At 58.9% G+C, this 19,194-nt stretch carries 13 protein-coding genes; 3 read left to right on the forward strand and 10 right to left on the reverse strand.

Annotation, left to right across the window (positions count from 1 at the left end; translation table 11 throughout):
- Window positions 1–52: 52 nt before the first annotated feature.
- Window positions 53–3,661 carry an indolepyruvate ferredoxin oxidoreductase family protein gene (locus VGU61_RS16815; protein WP_326860358.1) on the reverse strand — a complete coding sequence of 1,203 codons (3,609 nt, stop codon included), beginning with the start codon at window positions 3,659–3,661 and terminating at the stop codon, window positions 53–55.
- Between the two features lie 241 nt (window positions 3,662–3,902).
- Between VGU61_RS16815 and VGU61_RS16820 the strand changes: the two genes are divergently transcribed.
- Window positions 3,903–4,199, forward strand: a complete 297-nt coding sequence (locus VGU61_RS16820) for an EF-hand domain-containing protein (protein ID WP_326860359.1) — start codon at window positions 3,903–3,905, stop codon at window positions 4,197–4,199.
- Window positions 4,200–4,210: 11 nt separating this feature from the next.
- Here the strand turns inward: VGU61_RS16820 and phhA are convergent, their stop codons facing one another.
- The gene (phhA, locus tag VGU61_RS16825) at window positions 4,211–5,095 is read right to left on the reverse strand and encodes a phenylalanine 4-monooxygenase (RefSeq protein WP_326860360.1); all 885 of its coding nucleotides are present in this window, start codon (window positions 5,093–5,095) and stop codon (window positions 4,211–4,213) included.
- A gap of 70 nt (window positions 5,096–5,165) precedes the next feature.
- Complete coding sequence (hppD, locus tag VGU61_RS16830; RefSeq protein WP_326860361.1) at window positions 5,166–6,278, reverse strand: 4-hydroxyphenylpyruvate dioxygenase; 1,113 nt, start codon at window positions 6,276–6,278, stop codon at window positions 5,166–5,168.
- 169 nt (window positions 6,279–6,447) lie between these two features.
- Between hppD and VGU61_RS16835 the strand changes: the two genes are divergently transcribed.
- On the forward strand, window positions 6,448–6,939 hold the full coding sequence (locus VGU61_RS16835) for an Lrp/AsnC family transcriptional regulator (protein ID WP_326860362.1): 492 nt from the start codon (window positions 6,448–6,450) through the stop codon (window positions 6,937–6,939).
- Between the two features lie 23 nt (window positions 6,940–6,962).
- On the opposite strand, the gene VGU61_RS16840 is transcribed toward VGU61_RS16835, so the two are convergent.
- On the reverse strand, window positions 6,963–8,096 hold the full coding sequence (locus tag VGU61_RS16840; protein WP_326860363.1) for an ABC transporter substrate-binding protein: 1,134 nt from the start codon (window positions 8,094–8,096) through the stop codon (window positions 6,963–6,965).
- A 251-nt stretch (window positions 8,097–8,347) separates the two neighbouring features.
- Between VGU61_RS16840 and VGU61_RS16845 the strand changes: the two genes are divergently transcribed.
- Window positions 8,348–9,019, forward strand: a complete 672-nt coding sequence (locus VGU61_RS16845) for a GNAT family N-acetyltransferase (protein WP_326860364.1) — start codon at window positions 8,348–8,350, stop codon at window positions 9,017–9,019.
- A gap of 70 nt (window positions 9,020–9,089) precedes the next feature.
- Here VGU61_RS16845 and VGU61_RS16850 read toward each other — a convergent pair whose 3' ends face one another.
- The 6 genes from VGU61_RS16850 to VGU61_RS16875 all read right to left on the reverse strand — a co-directional run.
- Window positions 9,090–13,520, reverse strand: a complete 4,431-nt coding sequence (locus VGU61_RS16850) for an EAL domain-containing protein (RefSeq protein ID WP_326860365.1) — start codon at window positions 13,518–13,520, stop codon at window positions 9,090–9,092.
- 74 nt (window positions 13,521–13,594) lie between these two features.
- A complete protein-coding gene (locus VGU61_RS16855; RefSeq protein WP_326860366.1) occupies window positions 13,595–14,698 on the reverse strand; it encodes an ABC transporter substrate-binding protein in 1,104 nt (367 codons plus the stop codon).
- Between the two features lie 69 nt (window positions 14,699–14,767).
- Window positions 14,768–16,876 carry a TonB-dependent receptor gene (locus VGU61_RS16860; RefSeq protein WP_326860367.1) on the reverse strand — a complete coding sequence of 703 codons (2,109 nt, stop codon included), beginning with the start codon at window positions 16,874–16,876 and terminating at the stop codon, window positions 14,768–14,770.
- A gap of 28 nt (window positions 16,877–16,904) precedes the next feature.
- Window positions 16,905–17,720, reverse strand: a complete 816-nt coding sequence (locus tag VGU61_RS16865; RefSeq protein ID WP_326860368.1) for a hypothetical protein — start codon at window positions 17,718–17,720, stop codon at window positions 16,905–16,907.
- Window positions 17,717–18,430, reverse strand: coding sequence for a citryl-CoA lyase (locus tag VGU61_RS16870; protein ID WP_326860369.1), 714 nt, complete (start codon window positions 18,428–18,430; stop codon window positions 17,717–17,719). Before VGU61_RS16870 ends, VGU61_RS16865 begins: the two co-directional genes overlap by 4 nt.
- Window positions 18,431–18,554: 124 nt before the next feature.
- A partial coding sequence (locus VGU61_RS16875; RefSeq protein WP_326860370.1) for an SDR family oxidoreductase occupies window positions 18,555–19,194 on the reverse strand: 640 nt, incomplete at its 5' end.

Consider the following 19,194-nt stretch of genomic DNA (forward strand, 5'->3'; position numbering starts at 1 on the left):
TTTACTCAACCCCGCCTTTCGCTTTTGATACTGCAGCCGGATGCGTCAGCACTCAGGCCGCACGCTGTGCCGCATCCGCCGTGGTGCCCGAACTCATGCCGAATTCCTTGAGCAAGGCCTGTTCCTTCTCTTTCGCCGCCTTCAGGTGTCTTTCCTTCACATGCCCGAAACCGCGGATATCCGCCGGGATGCTGGCGATAGCAACTGCCTGAGGAAGATTGCCGGCATTCAGGCGCGACAGCAAGCCCGCGACGGTATCGCGGTATTGCCTGATCAGCGCCCGCTCCAGTTTTCGTTCCGCCGTATAGCCGAAAATATCCAGCGGCGTACCCCGCAGGAACTTCAGCTTCGCCAGCGCCGAAAAGGCGCCCATCATCCAGGGGCCGAATTCCCGCTTGATCAGGTGCCCGTCGGCGTCGCGCTTGGCCAGCAGCGGCGGCGCGAGATGAAACTTGATCTTGTAGTCGCCTTCAAACATGCCGTCGATCTTCGCCTTGAACGCGGTATCGGCATGCAGGCGCGCCACTTCGTATTCATCCTTGTACGCCATCAGCTTGAAGTAATAATGCGCCACCGCTTCGGTCAGACGCAGGCCTTTCTGCGAGCCCGTCAACGCAGACTCTTTCGCGCGGACCTCATCGACCAGCGCGCGGTATTGCTGCGCATAGCCGGCATTCTGGTAGGCGGTGAGGTACTCGACGCGGCGTGCGATCACATCATCGAGCGTCGGCGTGCGCTTGAACTCGATCACCTGGGCGGCGGTGTCGTTCTGCTTCGCCAGTCGCTCTACCGCATCCCAGTCATGCGCCGCATTGCGTCCCCAGATGAATGCCTGCTTGTTGAACTCCACCGAGACGCCGTTGAGTTCGATCGCCTTGATGATTGCCGCTTCCGATAGCGGCACCCAGCCCTTTTGCCATACATAGCCGAGCATGAACATGTTGGTGGCGATGTTGTCGCCCATCAGCGCGGTGGCCACCTTGCCGGCGTCGATGAAATCCACGCGGTCTGCACCGCAGGCATTGCGGATGTCCGCTTCCGCCGCTGCGCCCGGATATTTCCAGTCCGGGTTCTTGACGAAGGCGGCGGTCGGCGTGCCCGTGCCGTTAACCGCCGCATGCGTGCGTCCCTCGCCCATGCGCGACAGCGCATCGCGGCTCGCGGTGACGATGACATCGCAGCCGATGACGAGGTCCGCCGCGCCGGTGCCGACGCGGGTGGAATGAATGTCTTCCGGATGATCGGCCAGGCGCACATGCGACATCACCGGCCCGCCCTTCTGCGCGAGACCGCTCATGTCCAGCACCGAGCAGCCTTTGCCTTCCGCATGCGCGGCCATCGCCAGGATCTGACCGACCGTGACCACGCCGGTACCGCCGATGCCGGTGACGAGGATGCCGAACGGCTGCTGCGTCGACGGCAATACCGGCTGCGGCAGGTTGCTGCCCTGCAGGATGGGCAATTTCTTTGCGCCCGAACTGTCGCTGACGGCGGCCTTCTTTGGCTTTTTCAACTGACCGCCTTCGACGGTAACGAAGCTCGGACAGAATCCCTTGACGCAGGAGAAATCCTTGTTGCACGACGACTGGTTGATCTGCCGCTTGCGGCCGAACTCGGTTTCCATCGGCTCGACCGACAGGCAGTTCGATTGCACGCTGCAATCGCCGCAGCCTTCGCAGACCGCTTCATTGATCACCGCCCGCTTGGCCGGGTCCGGATACTCATTGCGCTTCCTGCGGCGGCGCTTTTCGGAAGCGCAGGTCTGATCATAGATGATGGCCGACACGCCCTTGATTTCGCGCATCTCCTTCTGCACTGCATCGAGTTCGTCGCGATGACGGATGGTCACGCCCGGCGCCCAGTTCACGCCGGCCGGATACTTGTCCGGATCATCGGTCACCACCACGATCGGCTGCACGCCTTCGGCGGCGATCTGGCGCGAAATCATCGCCGGATCGAGCGGACCATCGACCATCTGGCCGCCGGTCATCGCGACCGCATCGTTGTACAGGATCTTGTAGGTCATGTTGACCTTGGCCGACACCGCCGCGCGGATCGCCAGCAGGCCGGAGTGGAAGTAGGTGCCGTCGCCGAGATTGGCGAACACATGCTTTTCATTGGTGAACGGCGCATGACCGACCCAGGTTACGCCTTCCGCGCCCATGTGAGTGAAGGTGGACGTACTGCGGTCCATCCATAGCACCATGTAGTGGCAGCCGATTCCGGCCAGCGCCCTGCTGCCTTCCGGCACCTTCGTCGAGGTGTTGTGCGGGCAGCCGGAACAGAAATGCGGAATGCGGTCCTTCGCGGGGTCCGGTTTGCTGCCGACCTTGAGCACGGCTTCCTTCGCTTCAAGATAAGCGATGCGTTCCCTGACCCGCTGCTCGATAGGATGCCCGGAGAAATACTTGGAAATGCGCGCGGCGATCGCGCGTGCGATCTGCGCCGGATTCAGTTCATAGGTTGCCGGCAGCAACCAGTTGCCATGTCCTTCGCGATGGTTACCGCTCCATTCGCCGGTATCGTCGAACTTGCCGACGACGCGCGGGCGCACATCGTCGCGCCAGTTGTACAGTTCTTCCTTCAACTGGTATTCGAGGATCTGCCGTTTCTCTTCCACCACCAGAATTTCCTCGAGGCCCTGCGCGAATTCGCGTACGCCTTCCGCTTCGAGCGGCCATGTCATGCCGACCTTGTACAGGCGGATGCCGATATCGCGCGCCACATGCTCGTCGATGCCCAGATCGGCCAGCGCCTGGCGGGTATCAAGATAAGACTTGCCGGCGGTAATGATGCCCATGCGCGCATGCGGGCTGTCCCAGACGATGCGGTTGAGTTTGTTGACGCGGGCATAGGCGAGCGCCGCGTACCACTTGTAGTGGTTCATCCGCGCTTCCTGGTCGAGCACGGTATCCGGATAGCGGATGTTCAGGCCGCCCGGCGGGAGCTCGAAGTCGGCCGGCGTGATGATCTTTACCCGTTCCGGATCGAGATCCACCGAGGCGCCGGATTCGACGATGTCCGTCACGCATTTCATCGCCACCCACAGGCCGGTGTAGCGGCTCATCGCCCAGCCATGCAGGCCATAGTCGAGATACTCCTGAACCGAGGACGGGTACAGCACCGGGATGCCGCAGGCCTTCAGGATGTGTTCGCTTTGATGCGCGGTGGTAGAGGACTTCGCCGCATGGTCGTCGCCGGCCAGCACCAGCACGCCGCCATGCTTTGCGGTGCCGGCCATGTTGGCATGCTTGAAGACGTCGCCGCAGCGATCCACGCCCGGCCCCTTGCCGTACCACATCGAGAACACGCCATCGTATCTGGCATCGGGGAAAAGATTAACCTGCTGGGTGCCCCAGATGCTCGTCGCGGCGAGATCCTCATTCATGCCCGGATGGAACTTGACATGATGTGCCTCAAGATGCTTCCTGGCCTTCATCGCCGTCATGTCGACATTACCGAGCGGCGAACCGCGGTAGCCGGTGATGAAACCACCGGTATTGAGGCCATTGTGGACGTCGCGCTGCCTCTGCATCATCGGCAGGCGAATCAGCGCCTGGGTGCCGGTGATGAATGCGCGGCCGCGCTCCAGGGTGAATTTGTCGTCGAGGGAAATATCATCCAGCAGCGGACGCTGTCCGGTGGAAAGTGGTGCGTTCATTGAGTCTCCAGGCCAAAAATTGTGTCTTTGGATGCGATGATTTCGCTGTCAAACTGACATGCCTTGTGGGCCCGTCGTTTATTGTTTTGACATGCTGCACATTAGCACAAGCGATCCTTGCACTCAATGCACGGCGCAGCACAAACGCAGGATTCATGCGGTGTAACAAGCCGTAACTGCACTGGTGCAAGCCGGAACTATTTTTTACAGTCGGTCGTTCACCGAAGCAAGCGGAGCAAGCATGCAATTCACCATTTCGTTCACGCTCATGAGCATTCTGCTTGCGGGCGGCATCGCCATTGCACAGTCTCCGTCCGCGCCGAAGGACGACATCAAGCCGTTGAAGTACGTACCGAAGTTCAGTGAACTCTTCCACAATGCCGACCAGGATGGCGACGGCGCGCTCACCAGGACCGAAGCGGGCGAGGCCAACATGGGCCGCACCGTTGAATATTTCAATTACATCGACACCAACCAGGACGGCAAGGTCACGCTGGACGAGATGCGCGCCCTGATCCGCAATCGCATCACCAGCTAAGTCATCGACGCTTACAGCGGGTTCGGACCGATATTTACTTCTCCCGCAAGCAGGCTGTCCGCGGGCAACGGCTCCAGCGTTTTCAACTTTGCATACAGCGGCGTGAAGTCCGGCGAGGTATCGTTGAAAAGCTGCTCGAAATCGCGGATGACGAAATAGGTTTCCTGGAACGAATCGATCTTGTACTGGGTGCGCATGACGCGCTCCACGTCGAAGGCGATGCGGCGCGGCGCCGGACTGGTCAGGCAATGCTCGATTTCCGCGCCCGAGGACAAGATGCCTGCGCCGTACACCCGCAGGCCTTGCGGGCCTTGCATTAAGCCGAACTCGATCGTGTACCAGTAAAGCCGGGCGAGATAGCTCAAGCCATCCAGTTTCAGTGCCTTCAGTCCGCCCTTGCCATATTCCTGCAGATGGTCCGCAAAGATCGGGTTGAACAGCAGCGGCACGTGGCCGAAGAAATCGTGGAATGCATCCGGCTCGACGATGTAGTCGAACTCATGCGGTTCCCGCAGCCAGACCGTCACTGGAAAGCGCCGGTTCGCCAGATGTTCGAAGAAGGTCAGCTCGGGCACCAGGCCAGGAACGGCAACCAGTTGCCATCCGGTGGCCTTGTACAACGCTTCGGTGGTGCGATCGAATTGCGGGATCCCATCGGCGGCTTCCATCTTCGCAAGACTGTCGATAAACACATCGCAGGCCCGGCCGGGCAGAAGGCGGGCCTGGCGCTGGTACAGCCGGCGCCACAATTCATGCTGCTCCGGTGTGTAGGCACTCCAATCCTGCGCAACGACATATCGATCATCGGCCTTTGAATAATCCCCTCGCAGCTTGCCGCCGTCGGATTTGTCTTCCATGGTTTTGAAGAAATCGGCCTGCTCTACTGTGGTATTCATACTCTGTCTCCGTACGGCTGTTCTTCCCTTCGCCGGCGGGATGTCCGCCGGGAGTGGTGCTCGTTCCGCTTCAAGCAGAAACGTCTTCGTCTTTCAATACGCCGCGCCGGATTTGGTCCAGTTCGATCGACTCGAACAAGGCGCGGAAGTTGCCTTCGCCAAAGCCCTGATCGCCCTTGCGCTGGATGATCTCGAAGAAGATCGGCCCGATGACCGTCTGCGTGAAGATCTGCAGCAGCAGTTCGCGCTTGGAAGAATTGCTGTTGCCGTCGATCAGAATGCGCAGGCGCTTCAGGTCTTCCAGTCGCTCGCCGTGATCCGGCAGGCGTTTGTCGACCAGATCGTAATATGTTTCGATGGTGTCCTGGAACGCGACATTGGCGGCTTTCATGCCTTCCACGGTCGCATAGATATTATCGGTGCCAAGCGCGATGTGCTGGATGCCTTCGCCGTGGTATTCGTCCAGATATTCGGCGATCTGCGATTTATCGTCGGACGATTCATTGATTGGAATACGGATCTTGCCGCATGGGGACGTCATGGCTTTCGATTTGAGGCCGGTGAGCTTGCCCTCGATATCGAAATAGCGAACCTCGCGGAAGTTGAACAGATGTTCGTAGAACTCCGCCCATTCCTTCATGCGGCCACGATGGACATTGTGCGTCAGGTGATCGATGTAGGTAAGGCCATGTCCATCGGGATTGGCTTGCGCGCCGGGAATTGCAACGAAGTCGACGTCATAGATGCTGATATCGCCGATGCCGCCCGTAGTGCCATTTTTGCCGCGCCAGCGATCGACGAAATAAATCAGGGAATCGCCGATGCCCTTGATGGCGGGAATATTCAATTCCATTGGGCCGGTCTTGTTGTCGAAACCCCATGCGCCGAGGTCCAGTGCCCGCTTGTAGGCGGCCGCCGCATCCTTGACGCGAAAGGCGATCGCGCAAATGGAAGGTCCGTGCTTGCGGGCGAAACGTTGAGCAAAGGAATCCTGCTCCGCGTTGATGATGAAGTTGATGCCGCCCTGGCGATAGAGTGTCACGTTTTTGTGCCGATGGCGGGCGATGGCTGTAAATCCCATCTGCTCGAATAGCGCACCGAGCGCTTTGGGATCAGGTGCAGCGTATTCGATGAACTCAAATCCATCGGTGCCCATCGGGTTGTCCCAGGGTTGGAAATCCATGTCTGTCTCCTGTTGGGGCGCGCCGGCTGGTCACGATGCGGCCCGATTGAAAGGGTTGAATATGGATTTCAGTATAGACAAGTCGTTGAAGTATAAAATTGCGAATTTTCGCTTCTCTTCCGCTTTTTGCGCAATAATATTGCTCATTCATCATAGCCTTGAGCAAGATATGCCAAAGATTGAGCTCGATAAAACCGACAGGAAAATTCTTTCGATCCTGCAAGCCGACGGTCGCCTGACCAACCAGGAAGTCGCCGAACGGGTAAACCTGTCACCTTCACCCTGCCTGCGGCGCATCAAGAACCTGGAAGAAAGCGGCATCATCCGGCAGTATGTGGCGCTGCTTGATCCGGACAAGATCGGATTGGGATTGCTGGCCTATATCAATGTCCGGCTCGAAAAGCACAGCGACGCGCCGGCGGCAGGTTCCCGTTCGCCGCGCGCCAGCTTCGCCGCATCGGTGGACAATTGGCCGGAAGTCGTGGCCTGTTATGCAATGACCGGCGAAATGGACTATTTATTGCGGGTCCACGTGGAAGACATGGAACATTTCTCCCGCTTCATGATGGAGACCCTGCTGCGCCATCCGGCGGTGCTGGATGTGAAATCCAGCTTTGCCCTGCAGCGTCTCAAGGACACGACCGCCCTGCCATTGGTATAGAGAAAAGAAGCGATGCCGGAACGTCAGCGGACGAATCGGCCGTCCTTGCCGATCATGGTGAGTTCCACATACTCGCTGCCGGTGTGGTCATCCGGGCCATAGGTCACCATCAAGCCGCCGAAGTCGACACGTTGCATCGATTCCAATGCTTTGATGAAGCTTTCACGGGTCGGGTTTTTGCCGGCACGGCGCAACCCTTCGACGAGAACCTTCGCGTTGACGAAACCTTCCATCGACGGATAGGAAATCGTCGCGCCGGTCGCTTTCGCCGCGGCATTGAATTGCTGGCCCAGCCGCGTCGACAGCAGATGCGGCGCCGGCGTGGTTTGGGTCACGATCACGCCTTGACCCGCCGGACCGAGATCCTTTACGAAGGCTTGCGATGAATTGTTCGACAGCGTCAGTATCTGCATCCGGCCGCCTTGAGCGCGAATGGCCTTGATGACTTCCACGGTATTCTTGGCGGAGCTGATGATGAGCAATGCACCCGGCTGCGCGGCGATGACTTCGGCCGCGGTTGCGGCATAGTCCGGATTGACCCGCGCAAATTTTGAAATGGCGACCGGCGTAAGCTTGTGCGTCGCCATCGCTTTCTTGAATCCTTCCAGACCATCCGTACCGAATGCATCTTCCACATGCAGCAGGCTGATTTTTTTCACACCGGTTGTGCTGAGGTGCTCGATCACTTTGGCGACTTCATCGTGGTACTTTGCGCGAATGTTGAATAACTGGCGGCTTATCGGTTCATGGAATATGGTGGCGCCCGTACTGGGTGCCACGAGCGGCACGTTATTTTCCGCCAGCAGTGGCAGCAGGCCTTGCGTATGCGGTGTGCCGCGTCCCTGAAACAATGCAAACACGCGCTCTTTTTTGATCAAGGTTTCCGCATTCGCCAGGGTCAGTGCGGGATCGAACTTGTCGTCGAGCGTCAGCAGCTTGATCTTGCGTCCATGCACACCGCCTTGCTTGTTGATCAACTCAAAATACGCTTCGGCACCCTCATTCATTTCCTTGACCGGCGCGGCGACGGTTCCCGTCAAGCCGACCGTCTGACCGATCAGAATCGTGTCGCTGGTGACACCATCCTCGGCACTTACTAACGGCATCGACGCATTGAACAGCACAAAAAACAGGATGCAAGACAGGAAGCGAACCATAACGGATTTCCTTTCGTTAACGATAAAGGCTGGCGCATTGTCCATTTTTTGCCTTGGGGGCGACAGTTGTGGGTTTTACGTAACAGGCATCGCCAAGTTTTATCCATGCTGCCATTGAGTTGGCGCAAATCGGCGGCATTTACGGACTGTGGATCCGACAGGATTCTATCCATCGCCTACAATGTATTTGTGCGTTGCAACAAATACGCGATTCCTGCTGAGGCCGCATGAACCCGACCGATTTCTACACTATGTCTTCTGAAACAAAAGCTGTTGGTGCAAAGCAGCAGCATGGCGACAAGCCAGCAATACGTGTGAAGGAACTGTCCGAACGGGACCGGCGCCGCATGCTGATGCATTTTCTGGCTCTTGATGAAAATGATCGACTGTTGCGTTTTGGCTCCATCCTTCCGGACGAATTGATTACTCGTTACGTCCAGCGACTCGACTTCACCCGCGACGCCGTGTTTGGCGTATACGACAACAACCTGGCGTTGCTGGGTGTCGGTCATCTCGCTTTTGCACCGCGCGAAGCCTTGCCTGTTCTCAGCAGCGCGACTTTAAAGGAACGCGTTGCCGAGTTCGGCGTATCGGTTTCCGCATCGGCACGCGGCATGGGCGTGGGCTCGAAGCTGTTCGAGCGCGCCGCCATCCATTGCCGCAACGAGGACATCGATACTCTCTACATGCATTGCCTTTCTTCCAATCAGACGATGATGCATATCGCCAGGAAAGCCGGCATGAAAATTCACCGCGAACATGGCGAAGCCGATGCGTATTTGAAGCTGGAACCCGCAGATCCCCTGAGCGTACTGCGCGAGGCGATGGATGAACAGGTCGCAACCTTCGACTATTCGCTCAAGGCCAATACCAAGGCGGCATTCAAGTGGTGGAACAGGCTGCCGCGTTTCAGGACCAAGTAGCCGGAACGCTTGCAGGGACAGGGACGGCCGTTTTCGATGGCGGCGTCCCTGTCTTTCAAATATCTGCTCGTCAGATGTGCAGCTTCGACATCGCGTACCGCATGAACTGTTCCGCAGGCACTGGCTGGCTCAGCAAATAGCCCTGCAATATGTCGCAGGATTGCTGGCGCAGGAACTGCAGCTGGGCCTCGGTCTCTACGCCTTCGGCGACCACTTCTAGCCTCAAGCTGTGCGCAAGCGCGATGATGCCTGTGACGATGGATGCATCATCGGCGTCGTGCGACACATCCCTGACAAAGGAACGGTCGATCTTGATGATGTCGACCGGGAACCGCTTCAGGTAGGATAGCGACGAATACCCGGTACCGAAATCATCGATCGACAAGCGCAGGCCGATGCCCCGCAGGCGGTGCAATGCCTGCAACGTGTCCTGCGCGTTTTCCATCAGGGTACTTTCCGTGATTTCCAGCTCCAGCAGATCCGGCGGCAAGCCGGTATCCGCCAGCGCCTGCTCCACCGTAGCGGTGAAATCCTTCTGCAGCAGTTGCTTGACCGATAAATTAACGGCAACACGTATGGGCGGCATGCCCGCCTCCATCCATGCCTGCAACTGCGCGCAAGCGGTACGCAGCACCCATTCTCCAAGCCGGGTGATCAGGCCGGTCTCCTCGGCCAGCGGGATGAAGTCGGCCGGTGAAACCATGCCGCGCACAGGATGCTTCCAGCGCACCAGCGCCTCCATCCCGACCAGGCGTCCGTCGCTCACGCGCGCCTGTGGCTGGTAATACACTTCGAACTCCTTGCGATCGAGGGCGCGGCGCAAATCGTTTTCCAGTTGCACATGATCGGAAATTGATTGTTCCATCGATGCTTCGAAAAACTGGAAGCCGCTGTGATTTTTCTTGGCGCGATACATCGCGGTATCCGCGTGCTTGAGCAACGTGCCAACATCAGCGCCGTCATGCGGATAGAGCGAGATGCCGACGCTGGCGGTGACGAAAATATCGTTACCATCGATCTGGAACGGCGTGCCCAGCGCACGGCAGATGTTCTGGGCCGCAGCCACTGCCGCATTCGGGCCGACAACGTCGGTTAGCACCACGGTAAACTCATCTCCACCGAGACGGGCAACGCAGTCGGCATTGCGCACGCTGCGACGCAGACGCTGCGCAACCGCCACCAGCAAACGATCGCCGACTGCGTGCCCCAGCGTATCGTTCACATTCTTGAAGCGGTCGAGATCGAGAAACAGCAATGCCACCGATTCACCGGCCTGGCGTGCATGTTCGATCCGGTGCCCGAGCTGATCGATGAAGAGAGAACGATTCGGAAGACCGGTCAGCGAATCGTTGTACGCAAGGTGCCGGATCCGCTTCTCCGCCTGGTTGGCGTCGATGATGCGGCGTACCCGCTGCGACAGCACGGCGAAATGAATCGGCTTCGGAATGTAGTCGCTGGCGCCGGCGGCAAATGCGCGCTCGACCGACACATTGTCCTCCAGCGCCGTAATCATCAGGACAGGAATCGCCCGGCCATGCGGCAGTTCCTGGACACGTCCACAGGCAGTGAAACCATCCATCACCGGCATGACCGCGTCCATCAGGATCACGTCGGGCTGCAGGCGCTTGAGCATCTGCAGCGCCTGCGCGCCGTCGGCCGCTTCCTCGACCCGGAAGCCGTCGCGCTGCAGGGTGTGGCGCAACGAGTTGCGGGTGCTGCGGTCATCATCCACCACGAGCACCTGCGGTGCCTCGTCATCCTGGCGGGCGCTCAGACGACCCTCGATATAGACTTCGGTGCCGAGCACGACGGCAACCGCGTTATACGCCTGCCGCAGGCGGCCCAGCAGCGGCTGGATCTCCGTCACCCGCTGCTCAAGCGCCAGTTCTTCGATTTCCTTTGCGATCTGTGCCAGCGCGGTGGCGCCGAGATTGCCCGCGCTTCCCTTGATGGAGTGCGACATCGCGCGCGCGGTATCGGCGTCCCCGGCTTCGACCGCCTGGTCCAGCTTGTCGAGATACGCAGGGGTGTCTTCCAGGAACGGGCTGATGGACTGCTGCAAGGACGGACCGAGGATTTCCCGCAGCTTCTCGAACACCGCCTGATCAAGAGGACTTGCATCGGCTTCGGCCAGATCCAGTTCGGGCAGGTCCGCGCGTGCCGCACCGCGACGGGGGAGCCAGCGCTCCAGCTTTTGCCGCAATTCAACCAGAGTGATCGGTTTCGCAAGATAGTCATCCATGCCGGAGGAAAGGCATTTTTCAAGGTCGCCCTGCTGGGTATTGGCGGTCATTGCCACAATCGGCGTGCGCCTGCCGAGCGGCTCCTCGAAATTGCGAATATGGGCTGTTGCTTCATAGCCGTCCATTTCCGGCATGTTGCAGTCCATCAGGACGAGGTCAAAGCGGCCGCGGCGAACGGCTTCCATCGCTTCCCGCCCGTTGGCGGCAAATTCGCAATGACAGCCATTCATTGCCAGCATTCCCGCCGCCACCATCTGATTGGTGCGATTGTCCTCCACCACCAGGACCCGGTATCCCGTGGTGGTTGACGCAACCTGCCCGTTCAGGGGCGTCGCAAGTGTTTCATTACCTTCGCCGCCTGGCATGAGGCGGCGGATGGTTTCCATCAGACGGCTCAGCCGTAACGGCTTGCCGAGATGCGCCTCGCCGTTGACCGGCGCGGAGTCGACCGACGGATGGTAACGGTCCAGTATCAACAGGCGCGGCGGCGAGACGCCGGCGTCGGCCCGTATGCGGCGCGCCAGGTCGGCGCCGCGCTCATCGCTGGCATTGATATCGGCGATGATCAATTCATAGGGCGCGCCGATGCGCTCGGCGCGTCCCAATTCCGCCAGTGCTTCGCGGCCATTGTGAACTGCATGACATCGCATGCCGCGGTTGGCCAGGTTTTCTTCGAGGAAGTCACGCACGATTTCGCTTTCTTCCACGATCAGCACGCGCATGCCGAGAAAGGCATGATCTTCAGTTTCCGCTGGGAGCAACTTGCCGGGCTTGCAGGCCACCGTAAACCAGAAGCTGCTGCCTTTGCCGCGCGCGCTGTCCACACCGATGCGGCCGTCCATGAGCTCGACCAGCTGCTTGGAGATCGCCAGGCCGAGTCCGGTGCCGCCGTATTTGCGGGTGGTGGTGCGATCCGCCTGCACGAACGACTGGAAGATGTTCTGCACCGCATGGTCATCCATGCCGATGCCGGTGTCGCTCACCTCGAATCGCAGCATGAGGTTGTCGCCGTCACCGATACTGGCGACGCGTACCGCCACCTCACCGCGCTCGGTGAACTTGACCGCATTGCCGATGAGATTGAGCAGCACCTGGCGCAAGCGCAACGCATCGCCGTTCACCCGTTCGGGCACGCCGGGCGACAGCAGATATCCGATCTCGATACCTTTCTGCTGCACCTGTTTGGCGAGCAGCTCGATCACTTCCTCGACCAGCTTGCGCAAGTCGAAATCGACTTTCTCCAGCTCCAGCTTGCCGGCTTCGATCTTGGAGAAATCGAGAATGTCGTTGATCAGTTCGATCAGCGCGCGCGACGAATTCCAGGCGACATCCACGCATTCCTGCTGCCGCTTGGTGAGGCGCATTTCCTTCAGCATGTCAAGCATGCCGACGATGCCGTTCAACGGGGTGCGCACCTCGTGGCTTACCGTCGCGGCGAATTGCGCCTTCGTCAGAGCGGTGCGCAGCGCCTCGTCGCGGGATTGCTTCAGCTCGGCCTCGCGTTCTTCCAGCACCGCCATCATCTTGTTGAACGCATGAGCCATATCGACGATGTCACGCGGGCCTTCCGGCGTCGCGCGCATGCCGGATTCTCCCGACTCCGCGCGCCCCATCAGTTGAGACAGCGCGTTCAACGGCTGGACCATGTGGTGCGCCAGCAGGCGCATCACCGCCAGCAGCATCGCTGCAAACGACAGCGTGATCGCAAGGTTGCCAAACAATAACGATGCCACCAGACGATGCAAGGTACCTTTGCCGATCACCACTTCCACATAACCGAGAAGTTGCGGCTGCCGCTCCTGCACATCGAACGGCGATGGATCGGATTGACCGCCGTAGACCGGCGCGCTGAATCGCCATTGGTCGCTCGACTGCGACACCAGCATTGCCTGGGACACCGGGACACGTGTCACGTCCGGCGGCTGCGGCGTAACGTTCGCGCCGGCCTTGGCTTCCGAAAGCAGTACCTGCTGCGTGGCATTGCGCAGCTCGACATGCAGCACGTCCGGAAAGGCAAGCGTCGTCGCCACGCCTTCACGTACGTTGTCGCCGGAGTGGTAAAGCAGCGCCAGCACGCTCTGCCGGGCGAGATTCTCCGCGATGCGCACGCCCTGCTCCACCAGGTAACCTTCCATGCGCCGGCTGGCTTCCCATGAATTCATCAGGGATGAGAACAGCGCGAGTCCAAGGATGGCGGTGCTGACAGTGATCGTCAGTTGACGACGGAAGCGGGTTTTGCGGAGGTAATTGCGAAGCATGCGGCGGTACTACATTGAGGATGCGGCACTAGCCACATCGTGTTGATTTGAAGAGTCGCTTATCGATCGAAACATCATGGCTCCGGAAAGATGTAATCGAAACTGCGCTGTTGCTGGTAGCCGATGTTCAGGCCGATGTGACTGGCGGTTCGTACGTTCACCGCCGTGTTCACTTCACGTAGCGGCAGTACACCGCGCCTGCGGGAGTCGCCGCTCAGGATACCAAATGCCGAGTTGGCCAAGGTCCGGCCCATTTCGACATTGTTTGGATATAGCGCGAAAAGAACGCCCTTCTTGACATGTATAAAGCTGCTGGAAAACACCGGCACGTTACGGTTCCATGACTCCTTCAGAATCATCGGTAGCACTGCGCTTTCATCTACCGTCGTGCTGTCCTGCGGAAGCCAGATCGCGTCGCGCTTGCCGTCAATGGTGGCAAAGGCAGCTTCATAAGTCCTTGCCGCCGACGACAAATCGCGCGCTTCATAGGTCACCAGCTCCAGGCCGTGTACCCTGGCTGCCTCACGTGCCAGCCGGATAAGCCATTCGTTCTGCTGAGGATTGTATATAACTATCACGCGCCGCATACCCGGCAACAAATTTTTGAGGCGCGAAAACAACAAGGCGGGATCGGGCGTCAGGCTTACCGCAAGCAGGTTTCTGCTTTCCGCTTCGGGTACCGACAGTACACCGCCCGCCACGACCGCGATATCCTTATCCAGTCCCGACATCGCCTTCAAACCCTGGCGCCCCAACGTGATTGCTACCTTGACGCCATTGCGCCTGAGTTGCGCGCGCAGATCGGACGGGTCCGTATTGGATCCGACCGCATACTGCCGAACCGGCGCACCGGCGGCGTCTTCGATGCCTTCGATGATTTGAATGAATACGCTGCGGTACGGCTCGCCGAGGTCGGGGTAGACGACCGCAATCGAAGCGGTCGCCGACGCATCCACGCGCTTGGGCTCGGTCGCATCGGCGAGACTGATGAGCGCCGATTCATAACGCACCGGTCGAAGCAGCGGCGTGTCCCACGCTGCGTGCGGTGCAAGCGATTTGTCCGCTCCGCCTTGGCGGGGACGATCGGGGCCGGCGCTCGCCTCGATGGACACCGACCAGGCACAGGCAATGAGCCATAGCCGGACCAGCGCGACGGATAGTTGCGGACGGCGTATCATTTTGATACCGCACAATGGAAGAACGTGCTGTTCGGCGCGGCCATGCCGCGATACAGGCCGACGGACCGTCTAGAAAGTGTGCTGCAATTGAACATAGAGAGCACGGCCCGGAAGCGGAAGATCGAAAGGAATATTGCCTGGCGCGAGGCTGGGTTCCCTGGCGTCGCGGTTGAACAGGTTGAGGACGGTTGCGCGGAAATCCCAGTTGCCCGCGATCTTTTCACGTTTGAGGGTCAGGTCGACTGTCGTGTAGTCCGCGATCGGCGGGCGCGGGTCGCCGGGTTGACGCTTGCGGTCGGCGACATGGTTGACCGTGGTGCCGAACTGCCAAAGCGGCGCAAAGCGCCAGTCGGCGCGGACGAACACGCGCTTGTGCGGTGCCAGTCCGGCATCCTGACCGCTGACATCGTCAGTGGACCGCTGGTATGACCAGCTTCCCGTCAGGCGAAGCGTGCGGGTCGCATCCCAGGTGGACTCGAATTCAAAGCCGTGTCCGGACTGGCTGCCGCTGTTCTGCGCGGTCGAACCTGTCGTTGGATCGGCATTCGGAACGAATCGGATGATCTCCCGCATCCGGTAGTTGAACAGACTCAGATTGGTCTGCAGGTTGGAAGCCGCCTGCCACGACAGCGCCAGCTCATTGGTGGCGATCGTCTCGGGCCTCAGCCTTGGATTGCCGATGGTGACCGGATTGTTGATGCTGTAAAGCTCGGTGAAACTCGGCGCGCGGAAGGCTCGGCCGTGCAGTGCCTTGACGACGACGTTATAGGCCGCATCCCAGACCAGGGCGAGCCGCGGATTCGTCGTGCTGCCGAAATCGGAGTAACGATCGTGACGAACACCCGCCGTCAGCGTCCAGTCCTTCGCCAAACTCCATTCATCCTGGGCAAAGACATATGCCAGATTGCGCTTGTGCGGCTGCATGTACACCAGCGGTGTGCCGGTGACGTCGATCAGCCCCGGGAGAGGAGTGAATACAGGACCGACGCCGGGTACGGTGACGATGTTGTAATTTTTCGTTTCCGTAGCCGAATACAAATCCTCGGCTCGCAATCCGGCGCCCGCCCTTATCCGATGCTTTTCGAAACCGGTGTAGAACGCCGAAAAGCTCATGTGCGCATGGCGCTCCGAATGTGCTGGATTTCCTATTACTCCATTGGGAAAAACACCGCCAAAAGCACCACGCGGGAAGAGCGTGAACGGAGGATTGCCGGCCTTCTCCTTGATGTCGTAGAACCCCAGTACGCCCGAGATATCCCAGTTCGGCATCCAGTTGTTGTTCTGATAGTTAAGATCCAAGTACAGCCTGGACTCAGGCATCTTATCTTCAGGTGCAAGACTTTCCGCCAAGCCGGTGCCGATACCGACCTCCCTCTTTTGGTAACCCAGCCGGAAACGCCAAGCGTCCAAAGACAGGTCGGTCCTTACATCCAGTGCATTTCGGGAGGCATTGATCGGACCCGGTGCAAGCGAGGCGCGAGTACCGAAAATACGGTCCAACGCTGATTGCGCGTCCTGTCGAATAATACCGTCGTGGCCATCGGTATGCCCCACACGAAGAAACAGCGCGGCCTCGACCGGACCGAGATTGCCTCCATGCTGAAGCCATGCATCACGAGTTTTGAAACTACCGATGCGAGAACCGAATTCTGTTCCTTTAATCTCTTTCGCCGTTTTAGTGATGACGTTGATGACGCCTGAAAACGCGTCCGCGCCGTACAGGGCGGAACCGGGACCCCGTATGACTTCGATGCGGGCAACATTCTCGAGCGGCATCCCGCCCCATGCCAGGCTCCGATTCCCGACAAACACGTTGGTGATCGGGAGCCCGTTCACCAGCATCAATACCTGGGGATTGTATATGGTGCTTATTCCACGAAAACTGAAGATCGGGCTCGATGTAAGGGAGGACATGGATACATGCAGACCAGGTACGCTTTCAAGTACCTGATTTAAATCTATCGCTCCCATAGCCTGGATGTCCTGTGCGGTAATCACCGATGCAACAGCAGGTGCCCGAGACAAAGATTGCTGGCTTCCGGTCGCTATGCTGACGGATGCCTTGTCTCCATAGGAGAGCGCCAGTTCTTCTTCGTCGCTTTGCTGCGCTTTCACACTGCCGATGGCAGACAACAAAGCGGCGCCACACAGAACACAGGACGACCAATTTAACTTCATCTATTTTCCCTTGCTCAGTCTCTTATTGTCATTGCGAATCGCTCCAACGGCGTTTTGCCGGACCCGAGTAATGGACTTGTGAACATTTCATTGCGAATGTCGCGCCTTCAGGCCGCTCCGTGGCCTCGAGATAGCACGGAGGCATTCCAGCCTGAAAGGAGGGCAACACAAAAAGATAGCACTCGCGTGGTGACATGCCCATGTCGAGAGGAATGGCGACTATAACGGCAGCATAGTTGATCGGAAGCTTGCGTCCCATTCGAAACAATGTCCGCTCGATTTCAAATGCCAGTCGAAGATACGGGCCTTGCTCCAGGTTCAACTGCTCCATAAGGGAAAGCACGGCAGGAATCCGTTCGTCCACTCGCGACGTGGCTACCGGGCGGCCATATCCGAGAATATATCGGTGTCGCTCCAGTTCGAGCGTCAAAATCTCCTGCAAGGACTGCCCTGCAGCGATGCATTCATGGGCACGCACAAGGAAATCGGCTGCTGCGAGTTCCGGTTGCCACCCATATATAGAGGCCTCGGAAACAGCGATGGCGGCAGCAACCCCAAGCGCACCTGTACTACGGGCACTGCCAGCCAAGGCAGCTACGCGATTGTTCCAAAGTCTGGCATCCGGATAGCTGGTGTAGGTCCACAGCGCATGCAACAGCTTGATTTGCGCCGGCGAGAATCGCCTTCCCGTGATTCCCAGGGTATATAACTCAACCCAATCCAGGTCCTTCAGATCAGTATGCAGATCACGTCCCCGAAAAACGGCCCGTTCACCGGGAAAGCAACCGCCCATTTTCGTACGCAATGACCCTTCGTAATCATGAAACGGATGTTTATTATTCACGCCACGTCCTTCGCCTTTCCGCCCTTTGGATCATTCTCGATATCCAGAGAAAAAAATGGAAAATTACGGAAGCCTTGCCTGCCCTGCTCCAGCGCATGCGCGGCCGCACCCGGCAGACGTAGAAGCAAGGTCAACATTTCGCCTTCTTCAGCCGAAAAGCGCAAATCCATAAAAGCCGCCGCCGCCGCGCCGGTCATCGCCAGTGGTCGGCCGGCGGACCGCTCAAGCGCTGGCCGCTCGCGGAGCAGCCATGATGCGTGACCGTCGGGTGAGATGTTTGAAAGCGTCGTGAGCGTTTGAATTACCGGTCTTGCGCATTCATGTCCATATGGCTCGAATCCCGGCGGGTGCTCCGGATGGGGCCAGACCTGCATGCGCGTCGGTTGCGCTGGATTACTCAGGCCGGCAATCCACGCCTGAAGGTCATTTCCTCGTTCACGCCATGCTTCAAGAGCCAGAAATACCTCCCGTCCGCCGCCGAAGGAGCCCGCCCCTGCGGCTAATGCGGCCATCAGAGCAGATGCCGCTGTCGACCCTCCGACACCCGCTGCCATCGCGGCGTGCACGGAAGGATCGCGTGGCCCTGGATTCGCCAATGCCACAGCCAGAGCATTCAAGAGCGCTAGCGCCTCTTTATCAGGACGTTCGCCTTTGAACAGTAAATAGAAATATTCGAGATAACTGGCCTTTCCGAGCACATCACCATACACATCGTAGCCTCGGCAATAACATACATCCGCGGCGTAGGGGTTCGAGGGTTGGGCATCCTCCTCCCACAATGCGGTATGGATCGCCTGTCCAATCAATTCGCTCATGATGACTAAACCAGCCTTCTTACAGCAAGCTCATGCCGCCATCGATCACGAGTTCATCGCCGACGATGTACGACGATTCATCCGTGGCCAGGAATAGCGCCGCCTTGGCGACCTCGGCAGGGGTACCGAATCTCTTGATCGGGGATTTCCGTTCGATTTCCCCCTTGATGCCCTGGACCATTTCGTCCGGAAGCCCGAAACGATCGAACATCGGCGTGGAGATCGGCCCCGGACTGATGGCATTGATGCGGATGCCCTTTCCGATAAGCTCCAGCCCCAAGGTCTGCACCAGCGAGCGCAGTGCCGCCTTGCTCGCGCTGTAGACACTGAAGTTTGGCGAACCCATCTGGTTGGCGATGGAGGTAGTCACGATGATGGAACCGCCATTGCTGAAAAGAGGCAGCGCCTTCTGGATCGTGAAGAAAACACCCTTGAGATTGATGCCGACCGTTTCGTCGAACTGCGCCTCGGTGACGAATTCGAATGGCGCGGGTTTGGCGATCGCGGCATTCACGAACAATACATCGATGCGGCCGAACCGCTCCTTTACCTGCTCAACCAAGGACGCGATCTCGCTTACCTTGCCGGCATCGCTTCCAACAACCAGGACGTCGCTTCCGAACTCTTTCCTTGCCCGGGCAAGGCTGCCGGGGTCGCGT

It is taken from the genome of Noviherbaspirillum sp. (assembly GCF_035944575.1).
GTDB lineage: Bacteria > Pseudomonadota > Gammaproteobacteria > Burkholderiales > Burkholderiaceae_D > Noviherbaspirillum.